Source organism: Phenylobacterium sp., assembly GCF_025934275.1.
Classification (GTDB): domain Bacteria; phylum Pseudomonadota; class Alphaproteobacteria; order Caulobacterales; family Caulobacteraceae; genus Phenylobacterium.
Genome location: NZ_JAICYI010000016.1, coordinates 44,480 through 56,158, shown reverse-complemented (window position 1 = coordinate 56,158; position 11,679 = coordinate 44,480). Strand labels below are relative to the sequence as shown.

Sequence of the window (11,679 nt, the reverse complement as noted above, 5' to 3'; positions counted from 1 at the left end):
TGAAGCACTGCCACGAGGCGCCGTTCTACACGCTTGGCCCGCTCACCACCGACATCGCGCCGGGCTACGACCACATCACCTCGGCGATCGGGGCGGCGATGATCGGCTGGTTCGGCACCGCCATGCTCTGCTACGTGACCCCGAAGGAGCACCTGGGCCTGCCGGACCGAGACGACGTCAAGCAGGGGGTCATCGCCTACAAGATCGCCGCCCACGCCGCCGATCTCGGCAAGGGCCATCCGACCGCCCGCATGTGGGACGATGCGCTCTCAAGGGCGCGCTTCGAGTTCCGCTGGGAGGATCAGTTCAATCTCGGCCTCGATCCGGAGACGGCGCGGGAGTTCCACGACGAGACCCTGCCGAAGGAGGCGATGAAGACCGCCCACTTCTGCTCCATGTGCGGCCCGAAGTTCTGTTCGATGAAGATCAGCCAGGACATCCGCGACGCGGCGCGCGCCCAGAACGAGGTCGACGCCGGCCTCGACGAGATGGCCCGGAAGTTCCGCCAGGCGGGCGGCGAGATCCTGGTGCCGGTGGCGCCGGCCGAGTGAAATGGCTCGGCCCAGGCGCAGCCGCGAGGCGCTGGGGGCCGCGATGGAAGACCGGCGCCGCGGACGACGCCATGCGGCACGCCGCCGAAGCGCGTCGGCTCACCTCGGACGAGGCGTTGCGTCTGTTCCTGGATGGACTGGATCGCCGCATCCGGCGACGGATGAACCCTGCCCGCGGCCTCAGTCGCGACGCTCGGACCTGACCTTCGCCGGGGCCGGCCAGACCCTCACCGCGACCGCCACCGTCACCGAGCCCAGCACCGCGGCGGCCGCGCCGGCCCACTGGATCGGCGTCATGCCGAGCGATGCGTAATGACCCGCCAGACCGCCGCAGACGAACACCATGGCCGCCGAGCCCCACTCGACGAGATCCTTCTTGCTCAGCATGCGAGGCCCCTGGCGGCTGGTGTGGGAAGTCCGTCCACCCAATGCCAAAACCGAGGCTGCGCCGCGATGCGACACGGCCGCACATTGGCGACCGCGCTCAAGAAAGGACGGCTCCCGCGAGGGGAGCCGCCCTGCGCTTGACCTAGCTGAACGCGTTACTGCGGCGAAGCCGGCGGGGCGGTCGTGGTCCCGACGTCGCCGGGCGGGGTCGCCGAGGCCGACGTCGCGGTGTTCGGGACCGAAGGCGTCGCGGCGGACGGCGCAGGCGCGATCGGCGGCGGCTGGGCGGTCGCCGGGGCCGAGGGCGCCGCCGTCGAGGACGGCGGGGTCATGCTGAGCAGCGGCGGGTTGGCGCCGGCTCTCGGCGCAGGAGCGATCGCACCGGTGTTCACGCCCGCGCCCGTCGCCGACGTGGACGTCACCGAGCGTTCGGGCGAGGCGGCCACGGTCGTCGAACGGGTGGCCCGATGGCGCACGGTGGTCGTCCTGGCGGGAGTGGTCGCCACATCATGCGTCGCCGTCGTCTGCGTCGTGATGGCGGCGGGCGGCGTTTCGGGCGGCGGCGTCGTGTTGGCGGCCAGCGTGCCGGCGTTCGGCGTGATCGCCGTGGCCGGAGTCGAGCCGGCCGGCACGCCCGGGGTTATCTGGGCCATGCCGGAATTGGAGCGGGTGGCGTACCAGCCGGCCGCGGCGAGCGCCGCCAGCACCAGCACGCCGACGACGATCGCCGCCGGCGCGATCGAGCCGCGGCGAGCCGGCGCGGTGCGCGGCGGCGCGACGATCGGCTCACCGGTCGGGCTCATCGCTTCCTCGCGTTCGAAGTCCGCGTCCGTGGCTGCGGCGCCGGTCGCGATCGGCGCGCTCGGGCGCGCTCGAGCGCCGCGACGCCGGCGGCTGCTTTTGTCCCAGATCGGGGTGGGCGCGAACATCGAGGCGTCCGCGTCGGTATTCGCCGGGTCATTCCCCGGACCCCGCGTATAATCAACAGACATGATCTGTCTCTCCCAAGAGTGTCATGGAGAGCATGAACGGAAGGGCTTGATGTCAGTTCCCCCATATTTACCGTGAAGCGTGGCCTTTTCGAGCGATGCGACCGCGTGCAAGCTGAAGCCTGAGCGATGAATATCTCCGGATATATTCAATCTATACAACAGAGGCAGGCGTGCGCCGGACGCGCTCTGGTTCCCCGGCCTCGTCAGGTCCGACTTGACACGCCGACTGTCGGGGCGTACCTGGCTGTCAGGATAAGCCTGACGGAAGTCGCGCGATGAACGATCCGAACCCCGAGCGTTCGCCGGATGAAGTTCGCGCCCGGAAGCATGCGGAGGGCGTGCTCGGCCACAAGCTGCCGGCCACGCTGCACTGTTCGTTCTGCGCAAAGTCGCAGCGCCGGGTGGAGAAGCTGATCGCCGGACCGCGAGTCTTCATCTGCAACGAGTGCGTCGGCCTGTGCGATCAGATCATCGCAGGGACCTGGAAGCCGTCCGAGGAGAAGCCGTTCAAGCCGCTGGAGCGGCCGACGGAGGAGCTCGTCGAGCTGCTGCCGTCGGTCAACTTCGCCAGCGAGGCCAACCGCGACTTCCTGCAGGAACTCGTCGACGCGCTGCGCAAGCGCAAGGTGAGCTGGGCCGCCATCGGCGAGGCGCTCGGGGTCTCGCGGCAATCGGCGTGGGAACGGTTTTCCTGAGCCTCTCCGCCGTGTGACCAAACGCGCGAATCGCGGCGCTTGACCACCGCTTCCGCGCGCCCCCAAGCTTGCTCCGCAAGTCGGAGAATCGGATGAGCCTGAAGGCCAAGCTCCAGCGGGAGTGGCGCTTCGTGCGCGGCCTCAATCGCACCCTGGCCCGCGTCAAGTCGATCGACTCCGACTCCCGCAACCTCGTCTGCGACGACCTGCAGGATGCGGTGGAGACGTGGCGCGAGCGCGCGGCGCTCACCTTCGAGGGCCGCACGGTGACCTATGGCGAGTTGGACGCCATCGCCAACCGCTTCGCCCATTGGGGCAAGGGCCTCAACCTGCGCCGCGGTCAGACGGTGGCGCTCTTCATGCCCAACCGCCTGGAGTACTTCGCGGTCTGGTATGGGCTCTCGAAGATCGGGGTGGTTACGGCGCTGATCAATAACCAGCTGGCGGGCCTGCCGCTGGCGCACTGCCTGAACATCTCCGGCGCCGGCCACGTGATCGTCGATCCCGAGACCGCGCCCGCGTTCGAGGCCGCGCGGCCGCTGCTCGAGAAGACCGTGCGCGAGTGGGTGCTGGGGCCGGCGCACGGCGATCAGCGCGACCTCGTCCAGGCGCTGAAGAGCTGCAGCCAGCTGCCGCCCGACCGCAGCGTCCGCGACGACCTGAGGGCCCACGACACGGCGCTGCTGATCTTCACCTCCGGCACGACGGGCATGCCGAAGGCCGCGCGCATCACCCATGTGCGGGCCCAGCTCTACATGCGCGGCTTCGCCGGGGCGACCGGCGCGAAGGCTTCCGACCGCATCTATGTGGCCCTGCCGCTCTACCACGCCACCGGCGGCCTCTGCGCCCTGGGCGCCGCCTTCCTGAACGGCGGCTCGGTGGTGCTGCGCCGGCGCTTCTCGGCCAGCCACTTCTGGGGCGAGGTGGCGCAGGAAGGCTGCACCATGTTCGTCTACATCGGCGAGCTCTGCCGCTATCTGGTGAACCAGCCGCCGGCCGAGGACGAGCGGCGCCACAAGATCCGGCTGGCGTTCGGCAACGGCCTGCGCCCGGACATCTGGCCGCTGATGAAGAGCCGCTTCCGCATCCCCGAGATCCTGGAGTTCTACGGCGCGACCGAGGGGAACGTCTCGATGTTCAACTTCGACGGCCGGGAGGGGGCGATCGGCCGCGCGCCCAAGTGGCTTCGGGGCCGGTTCAACATCCGCCTGGTGCAGTTCGACGTCGAGCGCGAGCAGCCGATCCGCGGAGCCGACGGCTTCTGCGTCGAATGCGGTCCGGGCCAGATCGGCGAGTGCATCGGCAAGATCGGCGACGACGCCCGCGCCGAGTACTCGGGCTACGTCGACAAGGCGGCCACCGAGAAGAAGGTGCTGCGCGACGTGTTCGCCAAGGGCGACGCCTGGTTCGCCACCGGCGACCTGATGAAGACGGACGCCGACGGCTACTTCTACTTCGTCGACCGCATCGGCGACACCTTCCGCTGGAAGGGCGAGAACGTCTCCACCAACGAGGTGGCCGAGCGCCTGCAGGCGGCGCCGGGCGTGCGCGAGGCCAACGTCTACGGCGTCGCCGTGGAAGGCGCCGAGGGCCGGGCGGGCATGGCGGCGCTGGTGGTCGGGCCGGAGTTCGACATCAAGGCGTTCGGCGAGCACATCGCCCGCGACCTGCCCTCCTACGCCCAGCCGCTGTTCGTGCGCATCCTGCCGGCCATGGAGACCACCGGCACCTTCAAGCTGCGCAAGATGGACCTGGTCGCCGACGGCTACGATCCGGCCAGGATCAAGGGCCCGCTCTACTTCCACGACGCCAGGCGCGGCTACGTCAAGCTCACCAAGGCGGTGCACGAACGCATCACCGGCGGCCTCGCGAAGGTCTAATCCCGAGAGCCGAACCGGCCTATATCTCGCGCATGCTCGACACTCCCGCCGAGGCGCCGCTCAGAGGCGCGGCGCTGATCAAGGACGAGGTCAGGCGGCTGCCCGACAAGCCGGGCGTCTACCGCATGATCGGCGACGACGCAGAGGTGCTCTACGTCGGCAAGGCGCGCAGCCTGAAGAAGCGGGTCGTGCAGTACGCGCAGGGGCGCTTCCACACCCAGCGCATCGCCCACATGGTCGACCTGACGCGCGCCATGGAGTTCGTCGTCACCCGCACCGAGACCGACGCCCTGCTGCTGGAGATCAACCTGATCAAGCAGCTGAAGCCGCGGTTCAACGTGCTGCTCCGCGACGACAAGAGCTTCCCGGAGATCCTGATCCGCCGCAATCACCCGGCGCCGCAGCTCAAGAAGCACCGCGGCGCCCACGCGATCCCCGGCGACTACTACGGCCCCTTCGCCTCGGCCTGGGCGGTGAACCGGACGCTGAACACCCTGCAGAAGGCGTTCCTGCTCCGCTCCTGCACCGACAGCGTCTACGAGACCCGTACGCGGCCCTGCATGCTGCACCAGATCCGCCGCTGCTCGGCGCCCTGCACCGGCCTCGTCAGCCTGGAGGACTACAACGGCCTGGTCGGCCAGGCCGAGCTCTTCCTGCGCGGCAAGAGCCGCTCGGTGATGGCCAGGATGAGCGCCGAGATGCAGGCCGCCGCCGACGACCTTGAGTTCGAGCGGGCCGCGCGCTTGCGCGACCGCATCCGCGCCCTCGCCTCCATCGCCCAGGAGACCAAGGTCAATCCGGAGACCGTCGACGAGGCCGACGTCTTCGCCCTCCACGCCGAGGGCGGCCAGGCCTGCGTGCAGGTGTTCTTCTTCCGCGCCGGCCAGAACTGGGGCAACCGGGCCTATTTCCCGCGCGTCGACAAGTCCGACGAGGATCCCGACGTCATGGCCGCCTTCCTCGGCCAGTTCTACGAGGACAAGCCGATCCCCAGGCTGGTGCTCCTGAACGTCGAGCCGTCGGACAAGGACCTGCTCTGCGAGGCTTTCGCCATCAAGGCCGGCCGCAAGGTGGAGATCATCCGGCCGCAGCGCGGCGAGAAGCGCGAGCTGGTCGAGGCGGCGCTCACCAACGCGCGCGAGGCGCTGGGCCGCAAGATGGCCGAAAGCTCGGCCCAGTCGAAGCTGCTCGCCGGCGTCTGCGAAGCCCTCGGCCTGGAGGCCCAGCCCGAGCGCATCGAGGTCTACGACAACTCCCACATCATGGGCACGAACGCGGTGGGCGGCATGATCGTGGCCGGCCCCGAGGGCTTCCAGAAGAACCAGTACCGCAAGTTCAACATCCGCTCGACCGAGCTCACGCCCGGCGACGACTACGGGATGATGAAGGAGGTGCTGCGCCGCAGGTTCGCCCGCCTGGTCAGGGAAGAGGAGGAGGGCGAGGACGCCGTGCGGCCCGACCTGGTGCTGATCGACGGCGGCGCGGGCCAGCTCGCCGCCGCCCTGGAGGTGATGGCCGATCTGGGCGTGCAGGACGTCCCCGTCGTGGGCGTCGCCAAGGGCCCGGACCGCGACGCCGGCCTGGAGCGCTTCTTCATCCCCGGCAAGGAGCCCTTCATGCTCGAACCGAAGTCGCCGGTGCTCTACTACCTGCAGCGGCTCCGCGACGAGGCGCACCGCTTTGCGATCGGCAGCCACCGCACGCGGCGCGCCATGGACATGCGCCGCAATCCGCTCGACGAGATCGAGGGCGTCGGACCCTCGCGCAAGCGCGCCCTGCTGCACGCCTTCGGCTCGGCCCGGGGAGCCTCCCGCGCCTCGGTGGAGGACCTCGCCAAGGTCGACGGCGTTTCCGAAGCCCTCGCCCAGCGCATCCACGACTTCTTCCGCAAGGCATAGCGAGCGCGGCGCCCCGACCAGTCGGCCCAAGCCCGCGCCCGTCGTCTCCCGTTCAGCGAACGGTTTCCTTCTCCCTGGGCGCCGAAACACGGCGTGTCCTGGCCTGCGCCCTGGGCTTTGGCAGCAGTCGGAAGCGCGTCTGGCACCACGCGAAGTCGACGCCCACGTCGAGCAAGGCGTCGGAACGCCCGCAGGGGCAGGCGAAATCCATCACCCCGATGACGCGGTAGGTCTCTCCGGCTTGCAGGGGCACCGGCCGTCCCGTGGCATGGTTCGGGGCGGCGTTGACGCATAGAACCAGATCGCCAGGGCCAACAGCGTCGCTCATGGGATTCATCCACTACAGGAGGGGAAGACTAATCCCTCACCGGCAAGGCGCAAGGATGGCCGAGGCCGCCGCCGCCTATGCGGTCCTGCCGCGCAGATCCGCTTCAAGGCGCTGGAGCAGCCGCTCGCGCGTGGCGGGACGTGGCGTTGCGCCCAGGAGGAGGAACAGCCGGACGATAGGCAGGCGCCTCTCCACCGCGCGCCTAGAACCCCAGCGCAAGCCCCTCCACGCGAGGGTCGGAGCCGGCCATCAGGACGCCGGTGGCGGGGTCGCGGGCGATGATCTGGGCCGCGCCCTGGCCGCCCCAGCCGGGCAGCCGCTCGATGCGGTGGCCCTTGGCCTCGAGGCCCTCCAGCGCCGCCTCGCCGATCCGCGTCTCGACCTGCAGCCGGCAGGGGTTCGGACGGTCGTGCGGGTCGGTGCCGGGCCAGACCTGCCAGCGGGGCGCCTCGGTCGCGAGCTGGACGTCGAGGCCGCCGTCGATCAGCGCCGAGACGAGCTGCAGGCCCCACTGCGGCTGGCCGTCCCCGCCCGGGGTGCCGCCGACCACGACGGGGGCGCCCGCCTCGTCCAGCACCAGCCAGCAGTTCAGCGTGTGCATGGTCTTCTTGCCCGGGGCGTAGAGGTTGGGGCTCGCCGGATCGAGCTCGAAGCCGCGGCCGGCTCGGTTGTTCATCAGGACGCCGGTGTCGCCGGCCACGATGCCGCTGCCGAACGCCGAGGAGACCGACTGGATCAGCGAGACCATCATGCCCTCGGCGTCGACCGCGCAGAGGTAGGTCGTGTCGCCGTCCTGCAGGGCCGGCGCCGGCGCCTCGGCGGCGCGCGCGGGATCGATGCGGGCGAACGCTTGGGCGGCGTAGGGCTTGGCGAGCAGCCGGTGGAGCGGGGTGGGCCCTGCGGCCGGATCGCGGGCGTGGGCCAGCCGGTCCGCATAGGCCCGCTTGAGCGCCTCGGCCATCAGGTGGACGGCCTCGGCGTCGGCCCGGGCGAGCGTCGCCGCCGGCGCGTTCTCGACGATGTTGAGCGCCTCCAGCAGCAGGAAACCCTGGCTCGGCAGGCCGGTCTGCAGGATCGTGCGGCCGCGGTAGGTGGTGGCGATCGGCGCCTCGATCGTCGTCGCATGCCTGGCCAGGTCGTGCGCCGTCAGCGCCCCGCCCGCCGCCTGCACGCCGGCGGCGATCCGGGCCGCCAGCGGGCCCTCGTAGAAGGCCTCAGGGCCCTCGCGGGCCAGTCGGCGCAAGGTAGCCGCCAGGTCCGTCTGCGGCAGCAGGTCGCCGGGTCGCGGCGGCCGCCCCCCTGGCAGGAACACCGCCGCCGTGGCGGCATGCGAGGCCAGCACAGCCTGGAACAGGCTGATCACGTGGGACGCCAGCGGGCTGAGCGGCGCGCCGTCCTCCGCCAGCCGGATCGCATCGTCCGCCAGCTCGCCGAGCGGCAAGGTCCCGAACCGCGCCAGGAGCGCGCCGTAGCCCGCCACCATGCCGGGCGTCGAGATGGAGAGCCCGCCCCGGAGCGGCATCCGCGGCGACCCGTCCGCTCCGCGCTCGGCCTTGGCGCGCACCATGGCGAGGCTCGCCTGCGCAGGCGCCGCGCCGCTGCCGAGGAAGGCTAGGGGCTCGCCCGCGCGCGGGCCGGGATGGACGATGGCGAACAGGTCCCCGCCCAGGCCGCACATCTCCGGCATCACCACCGCCGCCGTGAGACCTGCCGCCACCGCCGCGTCCACGGCGTTGCCGCCGCGGCGCAGCACATGGAGGCCGCTGGAGGCGATCAGCGGGTGAGCGGCCGCCACCATCCCGCGGCGGCCGACGACGGGATGCGTCCGCCGCCTGGGCCAGGACGGCCGCGGCGCCGTCAGCGCATTCGGAAAGCCAAGCTGCGGCATTGCGCGATGCCATCCCGCGCGCCCGGCGGAGTCAACTTGGCTAGGGCGTGATCCCGAACCGGGCGTAGTTGGCGGCGACGTCGGGATCGAGCTTCGCCGCGGCGGCGAGGTCGGCGCGGGCTTCGTCGCTCCGCCCGAGCTTCAGCTCCGCCAGCCCGCGGCCGAAGCGGGCGCTGGCCATCTGTGGCCTGAGCTTAAGGGCGGCCTCGTAATCCGCCAGCGCCGGCGCGAAGTCGCCGCGGCGCAGCCGGGCCAGGCCGCGACTGTCGTAGGCCTCGGGCACGTCCGGCTTCAGGGCGAGCGCCCGGTCGCAGTCGGCGAGCGCCGCGTCCAGCGCCTGGCCGGCCAGCGCGCGGGTCCAGCAGCGGGTGTTGAGGGCCTCGGCCGATGTGGGCGCGAGGCGCACGGCGGCGTCGGCGTCGGCCAGCGACAGGACCGGCTTCCTGTCCGCGCCGTAGGCGATGGCGCGGCCGAGCAGCGCCTCCAGGTCGGCCGGATCCTGCTGCAGCACGGCCGAGTAGTCCGCTGCGGCGGACTCGAATTCGCCGGCCTGCAGCGCCAGGCCGGCGCGGTTGGCGAGCGCCAGGCGGTAGCCGGGCCGAAGCGCCAGGGCCTGGTCGAAGTCGGCCTTCGCCTGCTTCACCCGCCCCTGCGTCGCCTCGGCGTCGCCGCGGTTGTTGAACGCGCCGGCGTCCTTCGGGTCGAGCGCGATCGCCGCGGTGTAGGCCGCGACCGCCCCGGCCGCATCGCCGCTCGCGGCGCGGGCGAAGCCCTGGTCGAACTGGGCCGAGGCGTCGTTCGGCCGAAGCCGCAGCACCGCGGCGTAGTCGGCCACGGCGCCCGCCGGCTCGCCGGTCCGCGTCAGGACCCAGGCCCGGCCGGCCAGCGCATAGGCGTCGTCCGGATGCAGCCGGAGCGCCGCCCCATAGTCGGCGAGCGCCGGCGCGTAGGCGCCGCGCGCCGCCTCCAGCGAGGCGCGGTTGCGGTAGGCGGCGGCGTCGCGCGGGTCGATGGCGATGGCGCGGCTCTCGTCAGCCGCCGCCCGCTCAGGCTCGCCGAGCTTGGCGTGGGCCAGGCCGCGCGCCTCCAGCGCCTCGGTGGAGCTGGGCGCGATCTCCAGCGCGCGATCGTAGTCGGCGATGGCGGCCGGGACGTCGTCCAGCGCCGCATGCGCCGCGCCGCGTCCGATCAGGGCGTCGACGTTGGCGGGCCGGGTCCGCAGCGCCGCGTCGTAGTCGGCCAGCGCGCCCGCGAAGTCGGCCTTGGCGAAGTGGGCGGCGCCGCGCGCTGCGAGCGGGTCGGGCAGCGTCGGATCGAGCTGGGCTGCGCGGTCGTAATCGGCGATCGCGTGCTCGATCTCGCCCTGGCCCTGCAGCACGACGCCGCGGTTATAGAAGGCGACCGCGAGGTGCGGCGGGGTCTCCAGCCCCGAGCGGATCACCTCGCTGCAGCCGTTGATCTGCTGCAGCGGGCCGGCCTCCCCGTCGCCCACGCAGTCGCGCCAGGACTGCAGCAGCTGCGCCTGGGCGGATCCCGCCGCGGCCAGGGCCGCACCGCCCGCGAGTAGAGAGACCAACCAGACGCGCACGGACGCCTCCTTAGAACCTAAGGCCGCCCCGCCGCCGCAAGGATAGCCTCGGCGACCGGCCGGCTGAAGACGCGTTGTGCGGATCGCGGCGTTGGCCATAGTGGCGGCCGCGAAGGAGTTTCGATGAAGGCCCTGCCGAACATCCTGACCTCGATGCGCCTGGTGCTGGCGCTGTTCATGTTCGTGGCGCTGGCCGCCGCCTCCGGCTCGGTCCCGGGGCTGGCCGAACGGCTCGACGCGCCGCAGCAGTTCGCCCTCGAGCGTTGGGCGGTCTACGCCTTCGTCGTCGCGGCGGTGACCGACTTCTTCGATGGCTGGCTCGCCCGCAAGCTGGACGCCACCAGCATCTGGGGCGCGATCCTCGACCCGATCGGCGACAAGGTTCTGGTCTGCGGCGCGGTGCTCGGCCTCCTGTCGCTCGGGCCCCAGCCGATGGTCGTTCTGCCCGCCGGCCTGATCCTGTTCCGCGAGTTCACGGTCAGCGCGCTGCGCGAAGTGGGCGCCGGCAAGGGCGTGAAGCTGCCGGTCACCCGCCTCGCCAAGTGGAAGACCACGCTGCAGCTCACAGCCCTCGCCCTCGAGCTGATCGTCGCCGCCTGGGGCGCTTTCTCCCTGCCGGACGATCCGGCCCTGCGCGGACCCGCCACATTTGGCGCTCACGCGCTCTTCTGGCTCGCCGCCCTGGTCACCCTGATCACCGGCGCCCAGTACTGGGAGCAGACCCGCAAGGCGCTGTCCTGACGAGCTACTTGCCGGTCGGCTTGCCGCTGTTCCACTCGGTCTCAACGGCGACGTCCACCCGATCGCCCACGCCGAGGTTCGTGCCCGGCGCCGGCAGACCGGACGCGACGCCGAAGTCCGAGCGGCGGAAGCTCGTCCGCGCCGAGAAGCCGACCCGCGCGCCGTCGAAGGCGTTGGCCGGGTAGCCGCCGTTGAAGGTGGTCTCCAGCACCACGAGCCTGGTGACGCCGTGCAGGGTGAGGTCGCCGGTGACGCGCGCCGTGTTCGGCCCGGTCCGATCGACCTTGGTCGAGACGAAGCGGATCTCCGGAAACTTGCCGGCGTCCAGCCATGTGGGACCGAGCAGGGTCTCCCTGAAGCCGGCGGGGGGCGTCGGCAGGGCGAGCGAACGGGGATCGATCGAGACGGTCACCCTCATCGCGTCCGGATGCGCCGGGTCGAAGGCGAGCTGGCCGTCCAGCTTGGCGAACTGGGCCGTGTAGTGGGAGAAGCCCAGGTGGTTCAGCCGAAACACCACCGTCGAGTGGTTCTTGTCCAGCGTGTAGGTCGCGGCCGGGGCCTGGGTCCGGCCGGGCGGCCCGGGCACGACCGGCTCGCCCTTCACCGGCGCGGCCGCGGGCGGCGGAGCGGCAGCCCTGCGCGCCGGGGTCTGCGGAGCGCAGGCCCAGAGCGCCGCGCTCGCCAGCAGGGCTGGGCCGATCGCTTTCATGGGACGCCCTTCGCCTCCTCGA

10 protein-coding genes and 1 pseudogene are annotated in these 11,679 nt (G+C 71.7%); 5 read left to right on the top strand and 6 right to left on the bottom strand.

The window, feature by feature from the left end:
• Nucleotides 1-551 (top strand): phosphomethylpyrimidine synthase ThiC (locus tag Q0W60_RS06200; RefSeq protein WP_297693669.1); only part of this gene is annotated, 551 nt, incomplete at its 5' end.
• Nucleotides 552-731: 180 nt separating this feature from the next.
• On the opposite strand, the gene Q0W60_RS06195 is transcribed toward Q0W60_RS06200, so the two are convergent.
• Complete coding sequence (locus Q0W60_RS06195; RefSeq protein ID WP_297693668.1) at nucleotides 732-938, bottom strand: hypothetical protein; 207 nt, start codon at nucleotides 936-938, stop codon at nucleotides 732-734.
• A 155-nt stretch (nucleotides 939-1,093) separates the two neighbouring features.
• The gene (locus tag Q0W60_RS06190; protein WP_297693666.1) at nucleotides 1,094-1,741 is read right to left on the bottom strand and encodes a hypothetical protein; all 648 of its coding nucleotides are present in this window, start codon (nucleotides 1,739-1,741) and stop codon (nucleotides 1,094-1,096) included.
• A gap of 527 nt (nucleotides 1,742-2,268) precedes the next feature.
• Between Q0W60_RS06190 and Q0W60_RS17385 the strand changes: the two are divergent.
• The 3 genes and pseudogenes from Q0W60_RS17385 to uvrC form a co-directional block, all read left to right on the top strand.
• Nucleotides 2,269-2,403: pseudogene (locus Q0W60_RS17385) on the top strand (ClpX C4-type zinc finger protein); the annotation flags it as partial.
• Between the two features lie 314 nt (nucleotides 2,404-2,717).
• Complete coding sequence (locus Q0W60_RS06180) at nucleotides 2,718-4,505, top strand: long-chain-acyl-CoA synthetase (protein WP_297693662.1); 1,788 nt, start codon at nucleotides 2,718-2,720, stop codon at nucleotides 4,503-4,505.
• 32 nt (nucleotides 4,506-4,537) lie between these two features.
• Nucleotides 4,538-6,403 (top strand): excinuclease ABC subunit UvrC, encoded by a 1,866-nt coding sequence (gene uvrC, locus Q0W60_RS06175; RefSeq protein WP_297693660.1) that lies wholly within the window; start codon nucleotides 4,538-4,540, stop codon nucleotides 6,401-6,403.
• Between the two features lie 52 nt (nucleotides 6,404-6,455).
• Here the strand turns inward: uvrC and Q0W60_RS06170 are convergent, their stop codons facing one another.
• The 3 genes from Q0W60_RS06170 to Q0W60_RS06160 form a co-directional block, all read right to left on the bottom strand.
• Nucleotides 6,456-6,731, bottom strand: a complete 276-nt coding sequence (locus Q0W60_RS06170; protein ID WP_297693658.1) for a hypothetical protein — start codon at nucleotides 6,729-6,731, stop codon at nucleotides 6,456-6,458.
• A 202-nt stretch (nucleotides 6,732-6,933) separates the two neighbouring features.
• Entirely contained in the window at nucleotides 6,934-8,619 is a 1,686-nt protein-coding gene (locus Q0W60_RS06165; RefSeq protein WP_297693656.1) for a gamma-glutamyltransferase family protein, read from the bottom strand.
• 40 nt (nucleotides 8,620-8,659) lie between these two features.
• Complete coding sequence (locus Q0W60_RS06160) at nucleotides 8,660-10,207, bottom strand: tetratricopeptide repeat protein (RefSeq protein WP_297693654.1); 1,548 nt, start codon at nucleotides 10,205-10,207, stop codon at nucleotides 8,660-8,662.
• A gap of 123 nt (nucleotides 10,208-10,330) precedes the next feature.
• On the opposite strand from Q0W60_RS06160, the gene pgsA reads away from it, so the two are divergent.
• Nucleotides 10,331-10,948, top strand: a complete 618-nt coding sequence (gene pgsA / locus Q0W60_RS06155; RefSeq protein WP_297693652.1) for a CDP-diacylglycerol--glycerol-3-phosphate 3-phosphatidyltransferase — start codon at nucleotides 10,331-10,333, stop codon at nucleotides 10,946-10,948.
• A gap of 4 nt (nucleotides 10,949-10,952) precedes the next feature.
• Here pgsA and Q0W60_RS06150 read toward each other — a convergent pair whose 3' ends face one another.
• Nucleotides 10,953-11,657, bottom strand: a complete 705-nt coding sequence (locus Q0W60_RS06150) for a YceI family protein (protein WP_297693651.1) — start codon at nucleotides 11,655-11,657, stop codon at nucleotides 10,953-10,955.
• Nucleotides 11,658-11,679: the final 22 nt, after the last annotated feature.